Consider the following 25,109-nt stretch of genomic DNA (forward strand, 5'->3'; position numbering starts at 1 on the left):
CACCATGAGCCAGTCAAGACCGCAAGCCGAGGGCCGCGAGGCCTATGCCCGTTTCGTGCCCGTGGGCACGCGCTGGATGGATAACGACATCTACGGTCATCTGAACAACGTCGTCTACTACAGCCTCTTCGACACTGCGGTGAACCAGTACCTGATCGAGCAGGGCGCGCTGGACATCCACGGCGGCGAGGTCATCGGCCTGGTGGTGGAGACGCACTGCAACTTCTTCGCCTCGCTGGCCTTCCCGCAGCGCATAGCCGCCGGGCTGCGCGTCGCGCAGCAGGGCCGCTCCAGCGTGCGCTACGAAATCGGCCTGTTCGCCGAGGGCGAGCCGCTGTGCGCCGCGCGCGGCCACTTCGTCCATGTCTACGTCGACCGCGACAACCGTCGTCCGGTCGCGCAACTTCCGCCAACCTATCTTCAAGCCCTGGAAGGACTGAAGCTGTGACGCTCCCCGGTCTCTACGACATCCCCACTGCCGAGCAGACCGCGCTGGTCGACGCCGCCATCACCAGCCGCCACTCGATGCGCGCCTACCTGCCGACGCCGGTGCCGCGCGAGACGATCGAAGACATCCTGCGCGTGGCCTCGCGGGCACCGTCAGGCACGAACACCCAGCCCTGGCAGGTCCATGTGCTGAGCGGCGCGGCGCGCGACCGCCTCTGCCAGCGCGTGCTGGCTGCGCACAACGATCCTGCCGAGGCCGCACAGCACCAGGAGGAGTACGCCTACTACCCGCGCGAATGGACCTCGCCCTATGTGGACCGCCGCCGCAAGGTCGGCTGGGATCTCTACGGGCTGCTGGGCATCGCCAAGGGCGACAAGGCGCGCATGCACCACCAGCACGGCCGCAACTACCTGTTCTTCGACGCGCCGGTGGGCCTGATCTTCACCATAGACCGCGTGATGCAGCAGGGCAGCTGGCTGGACTACGGCATGTTCCTGCAGAACATCATGATCGCGGCGCGCGCGCGCGGCCTGCACACCTGCCCGCAGGCGGCGTTCACGCAGTACCACCGCATCATTGCCGACGAGTTGCAGCTGGCTACCGAGCAGATGCTGGTCTGCGGCATGGCGCTGGGCTACGCCGATCCCACGGCGATCGAGAACAGCCTGGTTTCCGATCGCGAACCGGTCAGCGGCTTCGCGCGCTTTCTGGGCGACTGAGGGCGCGAGCGCTCAGTGCCGCGTCAGCCCCTGCGCGCAGAATCGCCGCCCATGATGAAAACCCTGCTCAATCGTTGGCCGCAGCTGCTTGCCGCGGCCAGCCTGCTGCTGCTGGCGCCACTGGCCCAGGCGGCCGAAATCGACGGCCGCGCCTTCGGCGCGCTGTGGGGCATCCCATTTGCCGGCATGCTGCTGTCCATTGCGATCATGCCCTTGGCGCTGCCCAAGATCTGGCATCACCATTTCGGCAAGATCGCAGCGGGCTGGGCGCTGGCCTTCCTGCTGCCCTTCGCCCTGACGCAGGGCCCGGGGGCCACAGGCGGCGTACTGGTGCACACGCTGCTGGCCGAGTACCTGCCCTTCATCATCCTGCTCACCGCACTGTTCACCACCGCCGGCGGCATCTATGTGCGCGGCAATCTGCACGGCAGCCCCGCTCTGAATACCGGTCTGATGGCCATCGGCGCGGTGCTGGCCAGCTTCATGGGCACGACCGGCGCGTCGATGCTGCTGGTGCGCCCGCTGATCCGCGCCAACGACAACCGCAAGCATGTCGCCCATGTGCTGGTGTTCTTCATCTTCATCGTCAGCAACGCCGGCGGTTCGCTGACGCCGCTGGGCGACCCGCCGCTGTTCCTGGGCTTCCTCAAGGGCGTGGAGTTCTTCTGGACCGTCAAACACATCTTTCCGGAGACGCTGTTCCTGGTTGGCAGCCTGCTGGCGATCTTCTTCGTGATCGACAGCTACTGGTATCGCAAGGAGGGCGTGCTGCCCAAGGACCCGACGCCCGACAGCCACTCCTTCGGCATCGAGGGCGGCATCAACTTCCTGCCGCTGGCCGCGGTGGTCGGCCTGGTGTTGATGAGCGGCATCTGGAAGCCGGGCATTGCCTATGACGTATTCGGTACGCCGGTCGAGCTGCAGTCGCTGCTGCGCGACATCGGTTTGATCGCGGTCACCTTCATTTCGCTGGCGATCACCCGCTACGAGGTGCGCGAGAAGAACCAGTTCAGCTGGGCGCCGATGCAGGAAGTGGCCAAGCTCTTCGTCGGCATCTTCATCACGATGATCCCGGTGCTGGCCATGCTCAAGGCCGGCGAGCAGGGCGCCTTCGCCGCGGTGACGCGCGCCGTCACCGGCGCCGACGGCCAGCCGCTGCCCTGGGCCTACTTCTGGTTCAGCGGCCTGCTGTCGTCCTTTCTGGACAACGCGCCGACCTATCTGGTGTTCTTCAACCTCGCCGGCGGCGATCCGGCGGAGCTGATGACCACGCTCTCCGCGACCTTGGCCGCTGTGTCCGCCGGCTCGGTCTTCATGGGCGCCAATACCTATATCGGCAACGCGCCCAACTTCATGGTCAAGGCGATCGCCGAGGACCGCGGCATTCGCATGCCCAGCTTCTTCGGCTACATGGCCTGGTCGGGCGCGGTGCTGATCCCGCTGTTCGTCGTGATGACCTTCATCTGGTTCCGTTAAGAGGCTACCGCCCATGACTTCAGGCCACCGTCCGCGCGTACTCGTCGCCCGCCGCGTCTTCGACTCTGTCGTGCAGCGCCTGGCTGCGCACTTCGAGGTCGACTTCAATGCCGACGACACGGTCTGGAGCAAGTCCGAGCTGATCGCCCGGCTGCAGGGCAAGGACGGGGCCTTCATCACCGGCAGCGAGCGCATCGACGCCGAAGTGCTGGATGCCTGCCCGCAGCTCAAGGCGGTGTGCAATATGGCGGTGGGCTTCAACAACATCGACCTCGCGGCCTGCACCGCACGCGGCGTGCTGGCCAGCAACACGCCCGATGTGCTGACCGAGACCACGGCCGATTTCGGCTTCGCGCTGATGATGGCCACCGCCCGTCGCATGGCGGAGAGCGAGCATTTCCTGCGCCGCGGCGAATGGACCAAGTGGTCCTACGACATGTTCATCGCCCCCGATGTGCACGGCGCCACGCTGGGCATCCTGGGCATGGGCCGCATCGGCCGCGCGATCGCTCGGCGCGGCCACCTGGGCTTCGGCATGCCGGTGATCTACCACAACCGCAGCCGCCTGCTGCCTGAGCAGGAGGCCGAGGTCGGCGCGCGCTATGTGTCCAAGGACGAGTTGCTGCGCGAGGCCGACCACCTGGTGCTGGTGCTGCCGTACTCCGCCGAGTCGCATCACGCCATCGGCGCTGCCGAGCTGGCGAAGATGAAACCCACGGCGACGCTGACCAATGTGGCGCGTGGCGGCATCGTCGACGACGCGGCACTCGCTGCCGCCTTGCGCGAGCGGCGCATCGCCGCCGCAGGACTGGACGTCTTCGAAGGCGAGCCGCGTGTGCATCCGGACCTGCTCGCGGTGCCCAACGTCGTGCTAACCCCGCATATCGCCAGTGCGACGGTGAAGACCCGGCTGGCGATGGCGGATCTGGCCGCAGATAACCTGATCGCTGCGCTGACCGGCGGCGTGCCGCCGACGCCGCTGAACCCTGAAGTGCTCGTCCGCTGAGCGGCAGCGGCCGCCCGCTGCCTGTTGCATTGGCGAGCCACGCTGCGGTCAGGCGTTGCAGTCGTGACAAAGGTCACAAGGGGCTGCGCTTTGGCAACGTTAGAGTCTGACCTGCATACGGTGGCGCCAAAACGCCACAAGAACGAGAACAACGGTTGAGATTCCGACAAGAGGGAGCGGTGCGCCTGCACCGCATGTGCGGGGGCATGCGCGAGCGACTATCTTTACGACTGCACCGGTTGCGGCTTTGGCTGCTCAACGGCGACGAGCCGGCGGCGGCGCTGCGCGATGCGGGCAGCACGGCTTCCGATCCGCTGCGCGGTAGCGTGCTGCGCGTATTGCTGCTGGCCTCGGTGGCGCTGGCTGCCGTGGTCGGACTGCACAGTGCGGTGATGGGCGTGCTGCTGCAACGCTGGCTGTCGGTGCCCATCGTGATCGTCATCGTCGCCGTGCTCGCCGTGGCGGCGCGCTGGGCCGGCCGGCAGCCGCGTCGCGGCGCGATGGCGCTGGTGCTGGCGGTCTACCTGGCGAGTGTGTCTATGCTGGTGACCACCGGCTGGTCCCCCGATCTGGCCGGACTGGGCTATGTGTTTGCCTATGCCGCGCCGATGATCGCTGCGCTGCTCATCGGCCAGCGACTCGCGCTGTCGCTGATGCTGCTGAACTCGCTGGGCTTCGTGCTGGCGGCGCAGGGCTTTGTGTGGCCGCAGCTGCCGCAGCAGTGGGTGCGGCTGCCGGATTCGCCGCTGTACCTGCATGCCTCGGTGTTTGCCTTCTTCAATCTCGCGCTGCCGCTGGCCGCGTTCCGGCTGAGCAGCGGCATGCGCGCCCGTCAGGCGCGTCTGGCCCGCAGCCTGGGCGAGACCGAGGATGTGCTGCAGGCTTTCGGCGCACCCATCCTGGTCTGCGACGAGCAGGACCGCATCGTACGTGCCAACGGCACCATGTTGGCGGTGCTGGGCGTCCACGACGAGGCGGCGCTGCGCGGTCGTGCCTTGGCAAGCGTGCTGCAGGCGCGCGCCGATGCGCCAGCCGCCATGCCCCCGGGCTGGCGCGAGGCGCTGGGGCGTCGCTGGCGTCTGGGCGAGGGCCCGCAGGCGCGCGCGATCGCGCTGCGCGCCGCCCGACGCACGGCGGGCGGGCAGTGGGTGTACAGCTTCGAGGACCAGACTCGGCTGCTCAGCGTCCAGTCCGATCTGGCCGAGGCCTTGCGCCGCGAGCGTGGCGCACGGCGGCTGGACGTGGTCACCGGCCTGCCCAATCGCGCGCGCTGCGTGCGCCTGATCGACCGGCTGCAGCGCCGCGAGACGCCGCAGCGCCTGCGCGGGCTGCTGACCGTGCGCATCAACAACCTTCGCCAGATCAATGCGCGCTTCGGCGTGGATGGCGGCGACGAGGCGCTGCGCGGGCTTGCGCGGCTGCTTCAGGAGCGGCTGCCGATGCGCTGCTTCCTGGCGCGCGTGCGCGCCTCGGTGCTGGCCGTGGTGTTGCCGCCGCTGCACGACGCGGACGTGGTGCTGGAGGTGGCGCAAAGCCTGCGGCGCTCGCTCGAGGCACAGCAGATCTGGATCGGCGAACAGCTGGTGCAGCTGGACCTCGGCTGGGGCCTGGTCGTCGTGCCCGGCGAGGCGGGCAGCGAAGCCGGCGCCCCTGACGGCGCCGAATGCTTGCGCCGCAGCGAGTTGGTGCTGGACCTGGCGGGCGATGCGCGCTGGCGCACGCGCTTCGACGGGCTGGGCGTCTTCGATGCAGAGACGGCCGCCCGCATCGACCGCCAGCTGGCGGTGGAGGCGGCGCTGCCGCATGCGCTGGCGCATCAGGAGCTGCATCTGCTCTACCAGCCCAAGGTCGGTGTCGACGGGCAGCTGCTCGGCTTCGAGGCGCTGGCGCGCTGGCGCTGCCGGGAGCTGGGGCCGATCTCGCCGCTGGACTTCATCCCGGCAGCCGAGGCCTGCGGACTGATCACCTCGCTCACCGACTGGGCGCTGGAGACCGCCTGCGCCCAGCTGGCGCGCTGGCATGCGCAGGGCAACCGGCAGCTGTCGATGGCGGTCAATCTCTCGGTGCGGGACCTGGAGCGCGAGGGTCTGTGCGAGCGAGTGCTGGCCACGGTGCGGCGCCATGGCCTGCCGCCCGCGGCGCTGCAGCTCGAGCTGACCGAGTCAGCGCTGGCGCAGCACGAGGATGCTGCGCTGCTGCAGCTGTATCGCCTGCGCGCGGCGGGCTTCAAGGTGGCGGTGGACGACTTCGGCACCGGCTATTCCTCGCTGGGCAAGCTCGTCGACTTGCCGCTGGATGTGCTGAAGATCGACCGCAGCTTCCTCAACGGCTGCCCCGGCGACACGCGCCGCGAGCGCGTGGTGCGCAGCATCGTGATGCTGGCGCACGGCCTGAAGATCGACGTGGTCGCTGAAGGCGTGGAGCAGCAAGCGCAGGCGGAGTTTCTTGCTTCGCTTGGCGTGCAGGTGCTGCAGGGCTTTCTGTACGGACGGCCCGAAGAGCCGGGCCACTGGCACGCCTGGCTCGAGCGCAGCCGTCAGGCCGCAGCATCGGGAGTCGCCGCCGACTGAAGCACGGCGGCACGCCGTTCGATGCGGATGATCGAACGACAATGGCGGGATGAATGCTCTCGACCTCCTGATCCTCGTTACGCTGGGCTTGTTGCTGCTGCTGGCGGTGTTGAACTTGCGGCGACTCGGCCGGCTGGACAGCCGCGAGCTGTCGGAGGAACTGGCGCAACGCCTGCAGACCGATCTGTCGCGGCTGGAGCGCGAGCTGCGCGACGAACTCGGCCGCAGCGGCGCCGGCACGCGCCAGGAGCTGCTGGCCACGCTGGCGCAGTTCCAGCAGACGCTGCTGACGCAGAGTGGCGACGTGGCGCGCACGCAGAACGAACAGATCGACAGCTTCCGCGTGCAGCTGGGCACGCTGCAGTCGGCGCTGGCCGCGCAGGCGCTGGCCGCGCGCGAGGCGCAGGACGCGGCCGCTACGCGCAGCGCGCAGGCGCAGACCGAGGCGCTGCAGCGCTTGGCCGAGACCTTGCGCGAGCAGCTCAAGGCGATGAGCCAGAGCAACGAGCAGCGCCTGACGCAGGTGCAGGCCGCGGTGGACCAGCGCCTGGCCGCGATCCAGCAGGACAACGAGAAGAAGCTCGAGCAGATGCGCGCCACCGTCGACGAGAAGCTGCACGCCACGCTGGAGCAGCGCCTGGGCGAGAGCTTCAAACAGGTGGCCGAGCGGCTGGAACAGGTGCACAAGGGCCTGGGCGAGATGCAGAGCCTGGCGCGCGACGTCGGCTCGCTGAACCGCGTGCTGACCAATGTGAAGACGCGCGGCATCTTCGGCGAGGTGCAGCTGGCCGCGCTGCTGGAGCAGGTGTTCACGCCCGAGCAGTACGCCGCCAATGTGGCCACCGTGCCGGGCAGCGCCGAGCGCGTGGAGTTCGCGATCCGCCTGCCGGGCCAGCGTGACGACGGCATGCCGCTGTGGCTGCCCATCGACGCGAAGTTCCCGCGCGAGGACTACGAGCGCTTGCTGGAGGCGCATGAGGCCGCCGATGCCACTGGCGTCGAGGCGGCCGCGAAGGCCATCGAGGCGCGGCTGCGCCTTGAGGCGCGCACGATCCGCGAGAAGTACGTCGCGCCGCCGCACACCACCGATTTCGCGCTGCTCTTCGTGCCCACCGAGGGCCTGTATGCCGAGGCGCTGCGCCGCCCCGGCCTGGTCGAGGGCTTGCAGCGCGAGCACAAGGTGATGCTCTGCGGCCCCACTACGCTGCTGGCCACGCTGTCCAGCCTGCAGATGGGCTTCCGCACGCTGGCGCTGGAGAAGCGCTCGGCCGAGGTCTGGGAGGTGCTGGGGGCGGTGAAGACCGAGTTCGGCAAGTTCGGCGAGGTGCTGGCCAAGACCAAGAAGAAGCTCGAGGAAGCCAGCAACACCATCGATGCCGCCGAGGTGCGCACCCGCGCGATGACGCGCAAGCTCAAGAGCGTGGAGGCGCTGCCCGACGACTCGGCACAGCGGCTGCTGCAACTGGGCCTGGGGGCCGAGGAGCCGGACGAGGGCGGCGAGGGCCGCGCTTGAACGAAGCTGCTGGCGAAGAGGCTGCCGCAGCGCGCCCTGGCCTCAGCCGTGCCTTCGCGTGGCTGATCGCCACGCTGGTCGCGGTGCACGCCTGCATGGCGCTGACGCGCACCACAGCCAGCCTGTGGGTGCTGCATCAGGGCCATGGCGAGTGGACGGTGGGTGTGCTGCTCAGCCTCTTCGCGGTGGCACCGATCTTTCTGGCCCTGTGGGCCGGCCGCCTGGCCGACCGCCACGGCTTGCATCGCCCGGTGGGGCTGGCCGTGCTGCTGGGGCTGGCTGGCGCGGCGCTGGCCTTGCTGGCGGTGTCGCTGCAGATCGGTGCCCTGTGGGGCATCCTGCTGAGCTGCCTGTGCAGCGGCGGTGCGATCAGCGTGGCGGCCGTGGCGATACAGCGCGAGGCCGGACAGATGGCCGACGGTAGTGGCGATCTCAAGCGCGTGTTCAGCTGGGTGGCGCTGGGGCCGGCGCTGTCCAACGCGGTCGCGCCGGTGATCGCCGGCCTGCTGATCGACCATCTTGGATTCGTCTGGGCCTTCGCGCTGGCGCTGCTGCTGCCGCTGCTGGCCTGGGCTCTGGCCCTGCGTGTGCCGCGCCATCGGCCGCCCGCGCCGGCTCGGCTTCAGGCGCGCAGCTCCAGGGCTTTCGATCTGCTGCGCGAGCCCATGCTGCGCCGCCTGCTGATGCTCAACGTGGTGCTGGCCGCGGGCTGGGACGCGCATTCCTTCGTCGTGCCCGTGGTCGGCCACGCGAGGGGGCTGAGCGCGTCGAGCATCGGCCTGGTGCTGGGTGCGTTCGCTGTGGCGGCCACGGCGGTGCGCCTGGCCATCGTGAGATTCGCCAGGCATCTGGACGAGATCAAGGCGCTGCGCAGCGCGATGCTGCTGGCCATGCTGACCATGGCGGTCTATGTCTGGCTGCCCGGCACGCTGGGGCTGATCTGTGGCTCGGCCCTGTTGGGCCTCGCACTGGGTTCGGTGCAGCCGATGGTGTTGGCCCTGCTGCATCAGGTCACGCCGCGAGATCGCCAAGGACAGGCGCTGGCCCTGCGCATGCTGGCCACCAATGCGGCGACTGTGGCCATGCCCCTGGGCTTCGGGCTGTTGGCCAGTGTCAGCGTCGTCGCGGCACCGTTGTGGCTGATGGCCGGGCTGCTGGCACTGGCGCAGTGGCCGGCAGCGGCGCTGGCGCGGCAGCGCTGAGCCCCGCTTTGCCCTTCAGCGGCGCGTCAGCGGCAGGCGCAGCGTGAAGCAGGAGCCCTCGCCGGGCTCCGACTGCAGGGTCAGCTGGCCGTGCATCAGCTCGGCCAGAGCCTTGGACAGCGCCAGCCCGAGGCCGGTGCCGCCATGCTGGGTGCTGACGCGGGCGTCGCCTTGGCGGAACTTCTCGAAGATCAAGGCCTGCTTCTCGACCGGGATGCCGGGTCCGGTGTCGCTGACCTGCACGAGCAGATGCTCGCTGTCGCGCGTCAGACTCAGCCGCACCTCGCCGCGCTCGGTGAACTTGATCGCGTTGGAGAGCAGGTTGTTGAGGATCTGTTTGAGGCGCAGGCCGTCGCAGACGATGTGCGTCGGCAATTCCGGTGCGATCGTGCTGACGAGCTGCAGGCCCTTGGCATGGGCGCTCATCGCGAAGAAGTCCACCGTGCCCTGGACCAGGGGCTGCAACTCCACCGGCTCGGCATTGAGCACCATCGCGCCGGCCTCGACCTTGGCCAGGTCGAGGATCTCGGTGAGCAGATGGTTCAGGTGTTCGGCGCCCTTGCGGATCAGACCGGCCGACTCACGGTAGCGCTCGTCAGGCAGGCGCCGCTCCATCAGCTCGGCGAAGCCGCGGATGCTGGTCAACGGCGTGCGCAGCTCGTGCGAGACCGCAGCAAGGAACTCGCTCTTGGCCTGGCTGGCAGCCAGCGCCTCGGCCTCGCTGACGCGCAAGGCCTCGTTGCTGCGCTCCAGGCGGCGCAGGCCGCGCACGAAGATCGCTGCAGCGGCCATTACGGCAGCGCTGAGCAGTGCGGTCAGCGCCAGCGTCACGTTGCGCTCGAATCGCCAGCTCGCCAGCGCCTCGTCCTCGCCGCTGCCGACGACGACGAACAGCGGGTATTCGGGCGCCACGCGCTTGAAGGCATAGATGCGGGCAAGGCCGTCCAGGCTGCTGAGCGAGCGGTAGCTGCCTTCGTTGCGTTGCAGCTGCGGCACGATGGGCGAGTCGGCGGGCAGCATCGTGCCCAGGCCCCGGGCTGCGCCGCCGACGACGCGGGCACGCACGCTGAGATCGCTGCCCACCAGCGTGATGCTGCCGGTGCTGCCCAGCTCGACGCGGTTGAACACCTCCTCGAAGTAGCTCGGCTCCAGCGATGCCACGCTGACGCCCTGCAGCCTGCCCGTCTCGTCGGCGATGGCGCGCGAGAGCTGGATGGTCCACAGGCCGGAGACCTTGCCGAGGACCGGCTTGCCGATGAAGAGCCGCTCGCGCCCCAGCCCCTGGCCCGACTGCAGGTGCACACTGACATGCTCGCGCTGCGACAGATCGACCGGGCCGGTGCGCCGGCCCTCGGGGTCGAGGTTGCTGCCGACGAAGCGGCCCTGCGCGTCGATCATCGAGAGCTGCACCAGGATCTTCGGTGCCAGCCCGGTCTCGTTGGCGAAGCGGATCAGGTCCTCGGGCCGCATGCGGCCGGATAGCCGCTCCTCGCCCAGGCGCTGCAGGGCCTGATCGCTGGCGGCCAGCACGCGCAGCGTCTGCTCGGCGAGCACACGGGCCAGATTGCGGTTCTGGCGCGTTTCCGCTTCCAGGGCCTCGTTGCGCTGGGCGGCGAGCAGGGCCAGCACCGCGGCCCAGACAAGCAGCAGCATGCCGGCGGCATAGAGCCCGGCACCGGCGCTCAGCCGCCAGCCCGGCTTGGCCGCAAGGCGGGCTCTGCTGTCTGGCTGCTGCATGGGCCTTGCGTGCCGCTTCAGTGTGGCGCGCCGGCGGTCATGCCTTGATGGCGCAGCAAGGCATCGATGCGCGGCTCGCGGCCGCGGAAGGCCTTGAAGCTCTCCATCGCTTCGCGCGAGCCGCCCATCTCGAGGATGCTGCGCAGATAGCGCGTGCCGGTGTCGGGGTTGAAGACACCTTCCTCCTCGAAGGCGCTCCAGGCGTCGGCCGACAGCACCTCAGCCCACTTGTAGCTGTAGTAGCCCGCCGAGTAGCCGCCGGCGAAGATGTGCGAGAAGCTGTGCTGGAAGCGGTTGAAGTCCGGTGGCGGGATCACCGCGAGCTCGGCGCGCACCTCGTCGAGCACGGTCTGCACATCGGCTTCGCGGCCTGGCTCGCCGTGCAGGCGCATGTCGAAGAGCGCGAACTCCAGCTGGCGCAGCGTCTGCAGGCCGGCCTGGAAGTTCTTCGCCGCGACCATCTTGTCGAACAGCGCGCGCGGCAGCGGCTCGCCGGTGTCGACATGGCCGCTGAGCTTGCTCATCACCTCCCATTCCCAGCAGAAGTTCTCCATGAACTGGCTGGGCAGCTCGACCGCGTCCCACTCGACGCCCGAGATGCCCGAGATGCCCAGCTCGTCCACCTGCGTCAGCAGGTGATGCAGGCCGTGGCCGAACTCATGGAAGAGGGTGGTCAGGTCGTCGTGCGTCAGCAGCGCCGGCTTCGCGCCGGAGGGCGAGGAGAAATTGCACACCAGATGCGCGACCGGCACTTGCTGCAGGCCATCGGGGCGCAGCCAGCGGCTGCGCACCTCGTCCATCCAGGCGCCGGGACGCTTGCCGATGCGCGCGTAGAGATCGAGGTAGAACTGGCCGATCAGCTGGCCCTGGCGCTCGAGGCGATAGAACTTCACCGACTCGTGCCAGACCTCGGCCTGGGCTTCGACGATCTTCACGCTGAACAGTCGTTCGATGATCTCGAACAGGCCGGCGAGCACCCGCGGCACGGTGAGGTACTGGCGCACCTCCTGATCGCTGAAGGCGTAGCGCGCCTGCTTGAGCTTCTCCGATGCGAAGGCCAGGTCCCAGGCATGCAGCTCGGCCAGGCCCAGATGCTGTGCGGCGAAGTCCTTGAGCTCGCGCAGGTCGCGTTCGCCGAAGGGCCGCGCCTTGGCACCCAGATCGCGCAGGAAGGACAGCACCTGCTCGGGCGACTCCGCCATCTTGGGCACCAGCGAGACCTGCGCGAAGTTGCGGTAGCCCAGCAGCTGTGCTTCTTCCTGGCGCAGCATCAGCAGCTGCTGCATCAGCCGGCTGTTGTCCAGCTCGGCCGGGCCGAATTCGCTGGCGCGGGTGACATAGGCGCGGTACAGCGTTTCGCGCAGCGCGCGGTCCTGCGCGTACTGCATCACCGGTCCGTAGCAGGGGAAGTGCAGCGTCAGCTTGTGCAGCTCCGGCTTGCCGTCCGCAGCGGCTGCTTCGCGCGTCTGCGCCACCACGTCCTGCGGCACGCCGGCCAACTGCTCGCTCGTCGCGTAGTAGCTGTAGCCGTCGGTCGCATCCATCACGTGCTCGCTGAACTTCTGCGCCAGCTCGGCACTCTCTTCCTGGATGGCCGCGAAGCGCTCGCGCGCCGCGCCCTGCAGCTCGGCGCCTGAGAGCACGAAGTCGCGGATCCACAGCTTCAGCGCGCGCTGGCGCGCCGGGCTCAGCGCGGCAGCATTGGCAGCAATGGCCTTGTACTTGGCATAGAGCTTCTCGTCGGCGCCGAGCTGCGTGTAGAACTCGGTCACCGCGGGCAGCATCGCGTTGTAGGCCTCGCGCAGCTCGGGCGTGTTGGCCACCGCGTTCAGATGGCCGATCGCGCCCCAGGCCGTGCCCAGGCGCTCGGTCGCGACGCTGAGCACGCGTGCCAGCGTGTCGAAATCCGCCGGCGTGGCCGGGTCCGTCGCCTGGGCCAGCGCGGCCCGCGCCTGCTCCAGCAGTTCGGTGATTGCCGGTGCGATATGTTCCGGCTTGATCTGCGCAAAAGCCGGCAGTGCGGCGGTGCTCAGCAAGGGGTTGCTCATGGTCTTCGCTCGGTCCTCGGTCATCAGGCTGCGGCGCTGCCCGCCGCACGTTCTGCTGACTCTAGCGTGTTGACCAGCAGCATGGTGATGGTCATCGGGCCGACGCCTCCCGGCACCGGCGTGATCCAGCCGGCCACCTCCTTGACGCCATCGAAGTCCACGTCGCCGCAGAGCTTGCCGGCGTCGTTGCGGTTCATGCCCACGTCGATCACCACAGCGCCGGGCTTGACCATGTCGGCGGTCAGCACATTGCGTTTGCCCACCGCGGCGACAACGATGTCGGCCTGGCGCGTGAACGCGCCCAGGTCCGGCGTCGCGCTGTGGCAGATCGTCACCGTGGCATTGGCCTGCAGCAGCAGCATGGCCATGGGCTTGCCGACGATGTTGGAGCGGCCAATCACCACCGCATGCTTGCCCTTGGGGTTCACGCCGATCGATTCGAGCATCTTCATGCAGCCATAGGGCGTGCAGGGCTTGAAGCCGGGCTGGCCGACCATCAGCGCACCGGCACTGCCGACGTGAAAGCCGTCGACGTCCTTCTCGGGCGAGATCGCTTCGATGACCTTGTTGGCGTCGATATGCGCAGGCAGCGGCAGCTGCACCAGGATGCCGTGGATGCTGGCGTCCTGGTTGAGCGCCTCGATGCGCGCCAGCAGCGCGGCCTCGTCCATGTGCACGTCGTACTTCTCCAGCACCGAGTGCAGGCCCGACTCCTCGCAGGCCTTGACCTTGTTGCGCACATAGACCTGGCTGGCCGGGTTGTCGCCTACCAGGAGCACCGCCAGGCCGGGCTTCACGCGTTTGGCGGTGAGCGCGGCGGCGCGCTGCGCCACCTCGGCGCGGATCTGCTTGGACAGGGCGTTGCCGTCGATCAGTTGTGCGGTCATGTCAGGGACTCCGTAGAAATGAAAAAGGCCGCTGATGGCAGCGGCCTGGATATGTGGTGCGGGCGATCAAGCCTTGGCGGTGGCGCCCAATGCGATCTTCAGCAGATCGGCCACCGTGTTGGCGTTGAGCTTTTCCATGATGTTGGCGCGGTGCGCTTCCACCGTCTTGATGCTGATGCCCAGGTCGTCGGCGATCTGCTTGTTCAGCCGACCAGCGACGATGCGCTCCAGCACTTGGGCCTCGCGCGTGGTCAGGCGCGAGAGCAGCGCGTCGCGGCTGGCGGCTTCCTGGTGCGTGGAGAAGGCGTTGCGGGCCTGATCCAGCATGCGCTCAACCAGCGCCAGCAGCTCGTCTTCCTTGAACGGCTTCTCGATGAAGTCCATCGCGCCTTTCTTCATCGTCTGCACCGCCATCGGCACGTCGCCATGGCCGGTGATGAAGACGATGGGCAGCGGGCTGCGGCGTTCCAGCAGGCGGTCCTGCAACTCGAGCCCGCTCATGCCTTCCATGCGGATGTCTGCGATCAGGCAGGCGACTTCGCGCGGGTCGTAGCGGGAGAGGAAGCTCTCTGCCGAGTCGAAGCACTTGACGCGGTAGTCCTTGCCTTCGAGCAGCCACTGCAGCGAATCACGCACGGCCTCGTCGTCATCGACGACGTACACATTACCCTTCTTCGGAATCAGACTCATGGTGTCGCAGCTGTGTTCATCGAGTTGCCCGAGGGTGTCTCGGGACGGGGAATGTCCACCGGGATGGTGAAGGCGAAGCGGCACCCCACGATGGCCGAACCATTGTATAGATTCTCGGCCCGGATCCGGCCCTGGTGCGACTCGACGATGGACCGGCATAACCCTAGGCCTATGCCCATGCCATCGACCTTGGTGGAGAAGAAGGCTTCGTACATGCGGCCCAGCACCTCCTCGGGCAGGCCAGGGCCCATGTCGGTGACTGAGAACTCGACATGGCCACCCAGCTCGGGGGTGTGCTTGGGCACCACGCGCAGCTCGATATGGCGGCGCGAGACCGGCAGCTTGGCGTTGTCGATCGCCTCGGCCGCGTTCTTCAGCAGGTTCAGCAGCACCTGCTCGATCAGGATGGGGTCGACCAGCAGCTGCGGCAGCCGCTGTGCGACATAGGTGTGGATGGCGATGTTGCGGCGGCGCAGCTCGATGCCGGCCAGTTCGACCGCATCTTCGACGATCTCGTGCGCGCTGCTGGGCTGGCGCTGCGGCTCGCTGCGCTTGACGAAGTTGCGGATGCGATGCACCACCTGGCCGGCGCGCTGCGCCTGCTTGGCGGTCTTCTCCAGCGCGGCGAGCAGATCGTCCTTGCTGATCGCGTCGTTCTTCACCCGCGAGACCATGCCGTTGCAGTAGTTGCTGATCGCGGTGAGCGGCTGGTTCAGCTCATGCGCGACGCTGGAGGCCATCTCGCCCATCGTCATCAGGCGGCTGGTGACCTGCGCCTTCTCGGCCTGCTGCGCGGCCAGGCGCTCGGCATGGCGGCGCGCGGTGATGTCGGTGGCGATCAGCATCTGCGCCAGGCGGCCGTCGGTCCACTGCAGATAGCGCGCGCGCACGTCGAACCACATGTCCAGCGCATCGACATAGACCTCCTTGGGGTCCGAGCCCATCTCGGTGAGCTGCTGTGCGGCCAGGCCCGAATAGTCGTCGACCTCTTCATCGAGCTCGGTGCCTTCGCGCGGCTGGCTGAGCTGGCTGCCGGCCAGCAGGGCATGGCCCTTGGGGTCGGCGCCGAACCAGAGCCGGTAGCTGCGGTTGGCAAACAGCAGTTCGCCCTGCTGCACCGAGACCACCGAGACCGCGGCGTCCAGTCCTTCCAGCACGGTGGTGAAGCGCTCGTGCGAGGCGCTCAGCTGATCGCGCACGCGCTTGGCCTCGGTGATATTGGTCATCGAGGTCATCCAGCCGGTCTGCTTGCCGCGCGGATCGATCAGCGGCGACACGTACATGCGCGCATCGAACATCGTGCCGTCCTTGCGCATCACCTTGACCTCGGCGCCGCCGGCCGGGCTGCGGCCCTGCACCTCCTGCTGCAGCAGGCGCGTGTTCTCTTCGTAGCGGTCCGGCGGCCAGTAGGGGAAGGGCGGCTTGCGGCCGATCAGCTCGGCCTCGGAGAAGCCGGTCATCGCGCAGAAGGCCGGGTTGACGTAGGTGATGCGCGATTCCATGTCCATCGCGCGCATGCCGGTGAGCATGGAGTTCTCCATCGCCCGGCGGAAGTTGGTTTCGTTGGACAGTGCGGTCTGGATCTGCAGGCGACGGCGCATGTGTTTCCAGGTGCCCAGCAGCATCCACACCGTCAGCACCGACAGCGCCACGACCATCCAGAACAGCGTATTGGAGATCAGGCCGATCGAGGTACGGTAGCCCTGGCCGCGCAACACCAGGCCGTTGAGCGCCGGCGCCAGCGGCACCTCGTGCAGGATGGAGGCGCGCTGCATGCGCTGGCCCGGCATCGGCGTGACGGTGCTGGCCAGCCATTGCTCGCGCGAATCGAGCACCGCCACCGGATGGCGCGAGGCCACTTCCGCCGGTACGTAGTAGCGCAGCAGTCCTTCGACCGAGTATTCGGCCACCAGGACGCCCGCGAAGCCGGTGCGGTCCAGCACCGGCACCTGCACCTGGAAAACCGCCTGGTTGCCGGCGTCGCTGAAGGGCAGCGAGTAGACCGGCTGGCGCCGCTCGCGTGCCGCCTGGAACGCCAGCTCAGGCGCGCTGCTGCGGCCGGCGATCGGCAAGGAGGGGTCGCGGTCCTCCGGGTACATGCCCAGCAGCTCGGTCTGGAAGCCGGCTGCACTGATGCTGGCGCGCCGCTCGCGCCGACTGGACAGCCAGGTCACATGGGTGATCTCCGGCCGCTCGCGCGCGAACGCCGCCGCCTGGGAGGCGAACTGCTGACCATCCAGCGTGCGCGTGGCGATCTCGCGCGCGATGCGCACCAGCTGTTCCTGGTTTTCGATCAGGCGCAGGCGGATCTGCTGCTGCGCGATCTCGGTATCGCGCTTGACGGCATCGGTCTCGCGCTCGATTTCCTCGTTGCGCAGGTACCAGAAGGCCGAAATGATCGCGGCCAGAAAGAGCAGCACCGAGACCAGCGGCCCGAGGGTGGCAAAGCGATCCTGACGCGCAGGAGACTGCTTGCGCCACCAACTGGTGACCAGACGTCGCGCGGGCTGTATCAGTCTGCGCAGAGGGCCGATGAGCTCGGAAGGAGGGGGCATGCGGGGATTATCGGATGCCGCCGGCAGCGGCGATTCGATCCCTTTCATCCTAAAAATCCACATAGTGAAACGAAGTCGCGCTATTTGGAATTGCGCGGAAGCTGTGCGACACTCGCGGCCACTCGTCCCAGGAACGGTCAATACAAAGCAAAGGAGACATTCATGTCCGCCCAGCCGCAGTCTTTTCCCGGTGCTCCTGCCGTGGATGCCGATGCTCAGGAAACCAAGGAATGGCTGGATGCCCTGTCCGCCGTGATCGGCGAGGAGGGCGGCGAACGTGCCCACTTCCTGCTCGAGGCGCTGATCGATCACGCGCGGCAGGCCGGCATCGACGTGCCGTTCTCCGCCAACACGGCCTACCTGAACACGATCCCGGTCGATCAGGAGGCGCACTGCCCCGGCAACATCGCCATCGAGAAGCGCTTGCGCGCCTATATGCGCTGGAACGCGATGGCCATGGTGGTGCGCGCCAACCGCCTGAACCCCGCCGACGGCGGCGATCTGGGCGGCCATATAGGCTCCTTCGCATCGCTGGCCTCGATGCTGGGCGCCGGTTTCAACCACTTCTGGCATGCCGAGAGCGAGAACCATGGCGGCGACCTGCTCTACATCCAGGGCCACAGCGCGCCCGGCATCTATGCGCGTGCCTTCCTTGAAGGGCGCCTGACCGAGGAGCAGCTCGACAGCTTCCGCCAGGAAGTCGACGGCAAGGGCCTGTCCAGCTATCCGCATCCCAAGCTGATGCCCGACTTCTGGCAGTTCCCCACCGTCAGCATGGGCCTGGGCCCGCTGATGGCGATCTACCAGGCGCGCTTCCTCAAGTACCTGCACGCCCGCGGCATTGCCGACACCGCCAACCGCAAGGTCTGGGCCTTCATGGGCGACGGCGAGATGGATGAGCCCGAGAGCCTGGGCGCCATCGGCCTGGCGGCGCGCGAGGGGCTCGACAACCTGATCTTCGTCATCAACTGCAATCTGCAGCGCCTGGATGGTCCGGTGCGCGGCAACGGCAAGATCATTCAGGAGCTGGAGAGCGAGTTCCGCGGCAGCGGCTGGAACGTCATCAAGCTGGTCTGGGGCAAGGGCTGGGACGAGCTGCTGGCGCGCGACAAGAGCGGCAAGCTAAAAGCATTGATGATGGAGACGCTGGACGGCGACTACCAGGCCATGAAGGCCAACGACGGCGCCTATGTCCGCAAGCACTTCTTCGGCAAGTACCCCGAGACCGCCAAGCTCGTCGAGCACATGAGCGATGAAGAGATCTTCGAGCTGCGCCGCGGCGGCCACCAGCCGGAGAAGGTGTTCGCCGCCTTCCATGCCGCTCATCACAACACCACGGGTCAGCCGACGGTGCTGCTGGTCAAGACCGTCAAGGGCTACGGCATGGGCAAGGCCGGTGAGGGCAAGAACACGGTGCACCAGACCAAGAAGCTTAGCGACGAGGACATCCGCTACATCCGTGACCGCTTCGGCATTCCGATTCCCGACAGCGAACTTCCCAAGCTGCCCTATTACAAGCCGGCCGACGACACGCCGGAGATGAAGTATCTGCACGAGCGCCGCAAGGCCCTGGGCGGCTACCTGCCCAAGCGCCGCGTGAAGGCCGACGAGAGCTTCACCGTGCCCTCGCTGGAGACCTTCAAGGCCGTGCTGGAGCCCACGGCCGAAGGCCGCGAGATCAGCACCACGCAAGCCTATGTGCGCTTCCTGACGCAGCTGCTGCGCGACCAGGCGCTGGGGCCGCGCGTGGTGCCCATCCTCGTCGACGAGGCGCGCACCTTCGGCATGGAAGGCCTGTTCCGCCAGATCGGCATCTACAACCCCAAGGGCCAGCTCTACACCCCGGTCGACAAGGACCAGGTGATGTACTACCGCGAGGACAAGGCCGGCCAGATCCTGCAGGAAGGCATCAACGAGGCCGGCGGCATGGCCAGCTGGATCGCCGCGGCGACGAGTTACTCGACGAACAACCGGGTGATGATTCCCTTCTTCGTCTACTACTCGATGTTCGGCTTCCAGCGCATCGGTGACCTGGCCTGGGCGGCGGGAGATATGCAGGCGCGCGGCTTCCTGCTCGGCGGCACTTCGGGCCGCACCACGCTGAACGGCGAAGGCCTGCAGCACGAAGACGGCCACAGCCACATCCTGGCCGGCACCATCCCGAACTGCATCTCCTACGACCCCAGCTTCGCGCACGAGGTGGCGGTGATCATGCAGCACGGCCTCAAGCGCATGGTCGAGGACCAGGAGAACGTGTTCTTCTACCTGACGCTGCTCAACGAAAACTATGCGATGCCCGGCCTGAAGCCCGGCACCGAGCAGCAGATCATCAAGGGCATGTACCTGCTGGACGAGGCCGCGGCCGACAAGCCGCTGACGGTGAATCTGCTCGGCTCGGGCTCCATCCTGCGCGAGAGCCAGGCTGCCAAGGCCCTGCTCGAAGCCGACTGGGGCGTTGGCGCGCATGTCTGGTCTTGCCCCAGCTTCAACGAGCTGGCCCGCGACGGCCAGAACGCGGAGCGCTGGAACCTGCTGCACCCGACCGAACTGGCCTGCGTGCCCTTCGTGACGCAGCAGCTCAGCAAGACCAGCGGCCCGGTGATCGCGTCGACCGATTACATGAAGAACTACGCCGAGCAGATTCGTGCCTTCATCCCCAAGGGCCGCGAGTACAAGGTGCTCGGCACCGACGGTTTCGGCCGCAGCGATTTCCGCTCCAAGCTGCGCGAGCACTTCGAGATCAACCGCCACTACATCGTCGTGGCGGCGCTGAAGTCGCTGGCCGAGGAGGGCAAGCTGCCCGCGACGACGGTGGCCGAGGCGATTGCCAAGTACGGCATCAACGCCGGCAAGATCAACCCCTTGTACGCATGACCACCCCCGAGGCGCTGCGCGCCTCCCCCTCAAGGGGGCGCGCCCGGCAGCCCGGCAAAGCCGGATCTGCGCGCGCCGCTGGGCAATGCACGCAATGCACTGCGTAACGAACTCAACGGAGACATCCGAATGGCATTGGTCGAAGTGAAGGTCCCGGACATCGGCGACTTCAAGGACGTGGCGATCATCGAGGTGCTGGTCAAGCCTGGCGACAGCATCCGCGCCGAGCAGAGCCTGATCACCGTCGAGAGCGACAAGGCCTCGATGGAGATCCCCAGCTCGCATGCGGGCGTGGTCAAGGAGCTCAAGGTCAAGCTCGGCGACACGGTCAACGAGGGCACTCTGCTGCTGCTGCTGGAGACGGCAGACGCCGCGGCCGGTGCGGCGCCGGTGGCCGCGGCAGCAGCGCCCGCCGTAGCTGCGCCAGCGCCTGCCGCCGCAGCGGTGGCCGCCGCGGCAGCTGCTCCAGCTGCCGCGGCAGTGGTCGAGATCGCCGTGCCCGACATCGGCGACTTCTCCGAGGTGGCGGTGATCGAGCTGCTGGTCAAGGAAGGCGACCGTGTCGCCGTCGAGCAGAGCCTGATCACGGTCGAGAGCGACAAGGCCTCGATGGAGATTCCCAGCGCGCAGGCCGGCATCGTCAAGAAGCTGCTCGTGAAGCTGGGCGACAAGGTGTCCAAGGGCACGCCGCTGGCACTGGTCGAGGTGGCCGGTTCGACCGCAGCTGCCGCCCCTGTTGTTGCGGCCGCAGCTGCTCCTGCCGCCCCGGCTGCTGCACCCGCTGCACCCGCTGCGGCGAGCGTGCCGGCGGCGGCCGCCGTGGCCGCTGCAGCGCTGCCCGCGCACGAGCCCACCGCGGCCAAGGGCCGTCTGCCGCATGCCTCGCCGACGATTCGCAAGCTGGCGCGCGAGCTGGGCGTGCCGCTGGACGAGGTCAAGGGCAGCGGTCCCAAGGGCCGCATCCTCGAGGCTGACGTGCAGGGCTTCGTCAAGGCGGTGATGGCCGGCAGCGTGCAGACGGCGGCGCAAAAGGCTGCCGCGCCTGCCGGCGGCGCCGCCGCCGCTGGTGGTGGCGCCTTCCCGGGCCTGCTCGCCTGGCCCAAGGTCGACTTCGAGAAGTTCGGCCCCGTCGAGCGCAAGGAGCTCTCGCGCATCAAGAAGATCAGCGGCGCCAATCTGCACCGCAACTGGGTGGTCATTCCGCACGTCACCAACCACGACGATGCGGACATCACCGAGCTCGAAGCCTTCCGCGTGCAGCTGAACAAGGAAAACGAGAAGTCCGGCATCAAGGTGACGATGCTGGCCTTCATGATCAAGGCCGCGGTGGCGGCGCTGAAGAAGTTCCCCGAGTTCAACGCCAGCCTGGATGGCGACACGCTGGTGCTGAAGAACTACTTCCACATCGGCTTCGCGGCGGACACACCCAACGGCCTGGTGGTGCCGGTGATCAAGGATGCCGACAAGAAGGGCATCCTGCAGATCAGCCAGGAGATGTCGGAGCTGGCCAAGAAGGCCCGCGATGGCAAGCTCGGCCCGGCCGACATGAGCGGCGGCTGCTTCTCGATCTCGTCGCTGGGCGGCATCGGCGGGCGCTACTTCACGCCCATCATCAATGCGCCCGAGGTGGCCATCATGGGCGTCTGCAAGAGCAGCCTCGAGCCCAAGTGGGACGGCAAGCAATTCGTGCCGCGGCTGATGTTGCCGCTGTCGCTCTCCTGGGACCACCGCGTGATCGACGGCGCCGCTGCCGCGCGCTTCAACGTCTACTTCGCTTCGCTGCTGGCGGACTTCCGCCGCATTGCCCTGTAAGGAGAGCCCAGACATGGCAATTATCGAAGTGAAAGTGCCGGACATCGGCGACTTCAAGGACGTGGCCATCATCGAAGTGCTGGTCAAGCCCGGCGACACGGTCAAGGCCGAGCAGAGCCTGATCACCGTCGAGAGCGACAAGGCCTCGATGGAGATCCCGAGTTCGCATGCAGGCGTCGTCAAGGAGCTGAAGGTGCAGCTCGGCGACAAGATCAACCAGGGCACGCTGATCCTGACGCTGGAGGCGGATGCCGTCGCTGCGCCCGCCCCGGCGGTTGCGGCGCCTGCTGCTGCAAATGCAACATCCGCAGCAGCGCCAGCGGTGACTGCGCCGCAAGCAGCCAGCTATGCCGGCAGCGCCGACATCGAGGCCGATGTGTTGGTGCTCGGTGGCGGTCCGGGCGGCTACTCGGCCGCCTTCCGCGCTGCCGATCTGGGCCTGAAGGTCGTGCTGGTCGAGCGTTATGCGACGCTGGGCGGCGTCTGCCTGAACGTGGGCTGCATCCCGTCCAAGGCGCTGCTGCATGTGGCTGCGGTGATGGACGAGGTCTCGCATATGGCGGAGCTTGGTGTGGACTTCGGTGCCCCCACGGTCAATATCGACAAGCTGCGCGGCCACAAGGAAAAGGTCATCGCCAAGCTGACCGGTGGCCTGGCCGGCATGGCCAAGATGCGCAAGGTCACGGTCGTGCGCGGTTACGGTTCCTTCCTCGATACGAACCACCTGAGCATCGAGGAGACCACCGGCGAGGGCCAGGACAAGACCGGCGCGACGAAGACGTTGCGCTTCAAGAAGGCGATCATCGCTGCCGGCTCGGCCGCGGTGCGCCTGCCTTTCCTGCCCGACGACGAGCGCATCGTCGACAGCACCGGCGCGCTGGCGCTTCAACGCACGCCGAAGAAGATGCTGATCATCGGCGGCGGCATCATCGGCCTGGAGATGGGCACGGTCTACTCGACACTGGGCGCGCGCCTGGACGTGGTCGAGATGATGGACGGCCTGATGCAGGGCGCCGACCGCGACCTGGTCAAGGTCTGGGAGAAGATGAACAAGCACCGCTTCGACAACATCCTGTTGAAGACCAAGACGGTCGGTGCCAGCGCCACGCCCGAAGGCATCAAGGTGCAGTTCGAGGGCCTGGACGGAACCAAGAGCGAAGGCCTCTACGACCTGGTGCTGCAGGCGGTGGGCCGCACGCCCAACGGCAAGAAGATCGCTGCGGACAAGGCCGGCGTCGCGGTGACCGAGCGCGGCTTCATCAACGTGGACGTGCAGATGCGGACCAACCAGCCGCATATCTTCGCGATCGGCGACATCGTCGGCCAGCCGATGCTGGCGCACAAGGCGGTGCACGAGGCCCATGTGGCAGCCGAGGTCATCGCCGGCGAGCTGCTCGGCGACGCCGATCTGGCCAAGAGTCAGTTCGACGCGCGCGTGATCCCCAGCGTGGCCTACACCGATCCGGAAGTGGCCTGGGTGGGCCTGACCGAGGAGCAGGCCAAGGCGCAGGGTGTCAAGGTCAAGAAGGGTCTGTTCCCCTGGGCGGCCTCGGGCCGCGCGATCGCCAACGGCCGCGACGAGGGCTTCACCAAGCTGCTGTTCGACGAAGAGACGCACCGCATCGTCGGCGGCGGCATCGTCGGCACGCATGCCGGCGACATGATCGGCGAGATCGCGCTGGCCATCGAGATGGGCGCCGACGCGGTGGACATCGGCAAGACCATCCACCCGCATCCGACGCTGGGCGAGAGCATAGGCATGGCGGCCGAGGTGGCGCACGGCAGCTGTACCGACGTGCCGCCGGCCAGGCGTTGAAGCCTCAGCTGCGCTGCGTCTGCCGTTGACGCCGGCGCAGCTGACGGCCGCTCAGTACGAGCATCAGTGCCGCAGCCACCAGCGGCAGTGAGCCAGGCTCGGGCACCGCGCTATCGGTGCCGAAGCTCAGCTGCGCATTCAGTGCGCCGCGTGTCGACGCGTCCTCGCAAGAGTAGTTGCCGTCCAAGCATATGCCCCATGAGCTGAGGTGCAGGAAGACCTCGTAGAAGTACTCCGTGGTGCGCCCATTGACCGCCGAACTGGCCAAGCCGGCCAAGGTGCCGAAGTCGAATGCGCCGAAGCCCGAGGCAAGCAACTCCGAGTTGAGTTGCCCCGGCCAAGCCGGGTCGCTGCTTTCCTCCCACTGCCAGCGCTCCGCTGACCAGCGTCTGTAGCCATCGTCTTCGGCATAGATCACCGTGCCTAGCAGATTGCGTTGTGCGCCTGGCTGTGCGCCAGGCTGCTGGCTATAGATCAGCACGCCGGTGCGCGCGCTGTAGAAGGTGTACGGCGCCTGGCTGACATTCAGAGCAAAGGCGGTGGGCAGGTCGCGTGTGAGCAGGTTCAGCGATACCAGCGACGCCGCATCACTCGAAGATAGCGTGATGGGCCGCTGCAGCTCGGCGCCTGCGATGCCCTGATTCACATCGACATAGGCACGACTGTAGGAGATGTCCTGCGCTATCGCCCTGCGGTCTGTCAGCTCCTCGCGTGTGTTGTCGCGTGCAACCGTGCCGCCGTAGACGAAGCTGCTGACCGGCAACTGGTAGTCAGCCAATCGGCCGGGACCCCAGTAGCTGACCAATTGCGGGAGGACGATGACGCCGGCCGCACCGACCACGGTGCTGCCGTAGCCGTCATAGGGATCGACCAAGCGCAGCGGCGCGGCCGTCGCGCACTGCAGCAGCAGGGGCAGGCCAAGGCCAAGTCCGAGCAGGACTTGCCGAAATAGCTGTCGTGTGGCGCGTGATGCCGGCATGGAACTCTCTCTCCCTTGAGCTTCGTTACTAGTGCGACCGCACGCCATCGCGCGGCCGACCTCACTGCAAATTCAGTGTGGCCTGAGCGGCGGTATGTGCGTCTTGTGTCAAGTCAAGCGCGGCTGGCCGCTGCCTAGAGTCGTGCCACTAGGCTGGTCGCCTCTTCAGCCTGCGCCGCGGACGCTCGCGCAGTCCGCCACGCCGAAGCGATCGACCTGCAGGCGCAGGCGCTGGCCGGTCTTCATGCGGGCCCAGTCGGCGGCGCTCAGGCGGCAGGTCCAGCGCTGGTCGCGCTGGTTGGCGAAGATCGCCTCATAGCGCTCATGCCGTCTGCCGGTGCGCTCGTCGCTGGCATGGGCGATGTAGGGCCAGTGCGGTGCAGGCGACTGGCCCTCGCCCGCGGCCCGGAGGCTGTAGACCGCACGCCAGCTGCGCGCTGCATAGCGGCAGTGCTCGCCTGCCATGCCGCTGGCCGGGTCGGGCAGCTTGCGCCGCTCGAGCACTCGAGCGCCCTCAGGCAGCTGCGCACACCAAGCGGAGTCGGTCACCGTCACCTGGCGCTCGATCTCGATGTCGCGGCTCCAGTTCATGGCGATCAGCTGCACTTCGGTCCCTGCAGGGGCGAGCAGCCAATACGCCAGACCCAGCACCGCAGGCGCGAGCCACAGCCAGGCCCAACGCCAGGGGCGCAGTCCCAGCTGCAGCGACTCGTCACGGTCAGGCATGGCGGCATTGTCGGTGGCGCGCCCATGCTGCCTGGCGATCGGTGCGAGACT

At 67.6% G+C, this 25,109-nt stretch carries 17 protein-coding genes; 10 read left to right on the forward strand and 7 right to left on the reverse strand.

Annotation, left to right across the window (positions count from 1 at the left end):
- The first annotated feature begins 4 nt into the window (after window positions 1-4).
- From AC2EBS_RS01185 to AC2EBS_RS01215, 7 genes are all read left to right on the forward strand, one after another.
- Window positions 5-448, forward strand: a complete 444-nt coding sequence (locus AC2EBS_RS01185) for an acyl-CoA thioesterase (RefSeq protein WP_484726558.1) — start codon at window positions 5-7, stop codon at window positions 446-448.
- A complete protein-coding gene (locus AC2EBS_RS01190; RefSeq protein ID WP_484726559.1) occupies window positions 445-1,167 on the forward strand; it encodes a nitroreductase in 723 nt (240 codons plus the stop codon). Before AC2EBS_RS01185 ends, AC2EBS_RS01190 begins: the two co-directional genes overlap by 4 nt.
- A gap of 54 nt (window positions 1,168-1,221) precedes the next feature.
- Complete coding sequence (locus AC2EBS_RS01195; RefSeq protein WP_484727535.1) at window positions 1,222-2,643, forward strand: sodium:proton antiporter; 1,422 nt, start codon at window positions 1,222-1,224, stop codon at window positions 2,641-2,643.
- A 13-nt stretch (window positions 2,644-2,656) separates the two neighbouring features.
- A complete protein-coding gene (locus tag AC2EBS_RS01200) occupies window positions 2,657-3,649 on the forward strand; it encodes a 2-hydroxyacid dehydrogenase (protein WP_484726560.1) in 993 nt (330 codons plus the stop codon).
- Window positions 3,650-3,804: 155 nt separating this feature from the next.
- A complete protein-coding gene (locus AC2EBS_RS01205) occupies window positions 3,805-6,219 on the forward strand; it encodes a putative bifunctional diguanylate cyclase/phosphodiesterase (protein ID WP_484726561.1) in 2,415 nt (804 codons plus the stop codon).
- Window positions 6,220-6,268: 49 nt separating this feature from the next.
- Entirely contained in the window at window positions 6,269-7,732 is a 1,464-nt protein-coding gene (locus tag AC2EBS_RS01210; RefSeq protein ID WP_484726562.1) for a DNA recombination protein RmuC, read from the forward strand.
- A complete protein-coding gene (locus AC2EBS_RS01215; protein WP_484726563.1) occupies window positions 7,729-8,934 on the forward strand; it encodes an MFS transporter in 1,206 nt (401 codons plus the stop codon). The genes AC2EBS_RS01210 and AC2EBS_RS01215 overlap by 4 nt, the downstream gene beginning before the upstream one ends.
- 15 nt (window positions 8,935-8,949) lie before the next feature.
- Here AC2EBS_RS01215 and AC2EBS_RS01220 read toward each other — a convergent pair whose 3' ends face one another.
- From AC2EBS_RS01220 to AC2EBS_RS01240, 5 genes are all read right to left on the reverse strand, one after another.
- Window positions 8,950-10,671, reverse strand: coding sequence for a sensor histidine kinase (locus AC2EBS_RS01220; protein WP_484726564.1), 1,722 nt, complete (start codon window positions 10,669-10,671; stop codon window positions 8,950-8,952).
- A gap of 17 nt (window positions 10,672-10,688) precedes the next feature.
- The gene (locus tag AC2EBS_RS01225) at window positions 10,689-12,719 is read right to left on the reverse strand and encodes a M3 family metallopeptidase (protein WP_484726565.1); all 2,031 of its coding nucleotides are present in this window, start codon (window positions 12,717-12,719) and stop codon (window positions 10,689-10,691) included.
- A 23-nt stretch (window positions 12,720-12,742) separates the two neighbouring features.
- Window positions 12,743-13,606, reverse strand: a complete 864-nt coding sequence (gene folD, locus AC2EBS_RS01230; RefSeq protein WP_484726566.1) for a bifunctional methylenetetrahydrofolate dehydrogenase/methenyltetrahydrofolate cyclohydrolase FolD — start codon at window positions 13,604-13,606, stop codon at window positions 12,743-12,745.
- Between the two features lie 66 nt (window positions 13,607-13,672).
- Window positions 13,673-14,296, reverse strand: coding sequence for a response regulator transcription factor (locus AC2EBS_RS01235; protein ID WP_484726567.1), 624 nt, complete (start codon window positions 14,294-14,296; stop codon window positions 13,673-13,675).
- Window positions 14,293-16,851, reverse strand: coding sequence for a PAS domain-containing sensor histidine kinase (locus AC2EBS_RS01240; protein WP_484726568.1), 2,559 nt, complete (start codon window positions 16,849-16,851; stop codon window positions 14,293-14,295). Before AC2EBS_RS01240 ends, AC2EBS_RS01235 begins: the two co-directional genes overlap by 4 nt.
- Window positions 16,852-17,013: 162 nt before the next feature.
- Between AC2EBS_RS01240 and aceE the strand changes: the two genes are divergently transcribed.
- The 3 genes from aceE (at window position 17,014) to lpdA (ending at window position 23,353) form a co-directional block, all read left to right on the forward strand.
- Window positions 17,014-19,725, forward strand: a complete 2,712-nt coding sequence (aceE, locus tag AC2EBS_RS01245; protein ID WP_484726569.1) for a pyruvate dehydrogenase (acetyl-transferring), homodimeric type — start codon at window positions 17,014-17,016, stop codon at window positions 19,723-19,725.
- 129 nt (window positions 19,726-19,854) lie between these two features.
- Window positions 19,855-21,537, forward strand: coding sequence for a dihydrolipoyllysine-residue acetyltransferase (aceF, locus tag AC2EBS_RS01250; protein WP_484726570.1), 1,683 nt, complete (start codon window positions 19,855-19,857; stop codon window positions 21,535-21,537).
- A gap of 13 nt (window positions 21,538-21,550) precedes the next feature.
- A complete protein-coding gene (lpdA, locus tag AC2EBS_RS01255; RefSeq protein ID WP_484726571.1) occupies window positions 21,551-23,353 on the forward strand; it encodes a dihydrolipoyl dehydrogenase in 1,803 nt (600 codons plus the stop codon).
- A 4-nt stretch (window positions 23,354-23,357) separates the two neighbouring features.
- Here lpdA and AC2EBS_RS01260 read toward each other — a convergent pair whose 3' ends face one another.
- Together AC2EBS_RS01260 and AC2EBS_RS01265 are read right to left on the reverse strand one after the other, a co-directional pair.
- Window positions 23,358-24,332, reverse strand: coding sequence for a hypothetical protein (locus AC2EBS_RS01260; protein WP_484726572.1), 975 nt, complete (start codon window positions 24,330-24,332; stop codon window positions 23,358-23,360).
- A 165-nt stretch (window positions 24,333-24,497) separates the two neighbouring features.
- Entirely contained in the window at window positions 24,498-25,058 is a 561-nt protein-coding gene (locus tag AC2EBS_RS01265) for a hypothetical protein (RefSeq protein WP_484726573.1), read from the reverse strand.
- Window positions 25,059-25,109 lie beyond the last annotated feature (51 nt).

It is taken from the genome of Roseateles sp. T103, from assembly GCF_057219915.1.